This is a genomic window from Sulfitobacter aquimarinus, assembly GCF_040149565.1.
In the GTDB taxonomy this organism is placed as follows: Bacteria; Pseudomonadota; Alphaproteobacteria; order Rhodobacterales; family Rhodobacteraceae; genus Sulfitobacter; species Sulfitobacter aquimarinus.
On record NZ_JBEFLO010000030.1, the window covers coordinates 1 to 328 of the forward strand.

Annotated in this window: 1 protein-coding gene; it reads right to left on the reverse strand. The window is 47.3% G+C overall.

The window, feature by feature from the left end:
* Positions 1-77 precede the first annotated feature (77 nt).
* Positions 78-328, reverse strand: a 251-nt coding sequence (locus tag ABMC88_RS18485; RefSeq protein ID WP_349578364.1) for a hypothetical protein, incomplete at its 5' end; no start/stop codon positions are given.

Genomic DNA, 328 nt, shown 5'->3' on the forward strand with positions numbered 1-328 from the left:
TCTGTATCGTGCTGTCTTCATCGAAAATCTCCTCAGATATTTTGCCGAGAAAACTCTACTTTTGAACACTACTAATTTTAGGGGGGATTACCAGCTGACCGCTCATCATCACCGATCAGATCGATTGCGACCTTCTTCTTCCGAAGGTCCTTCAAGAATTTACTGAGCTGTTTAACGATCACCTTCGGATCGGTTTCATAGTGGGGGACGTCGATAATTTTGATACGCTTCATGGTCTGTTTCCAAATCCGACAAGGAAAGGTGGGAAACGGCGGCACGCAAAAAGGGGTAGGTAAAATGAGATCGCATGCCTGCGGTGCCGCTCCCC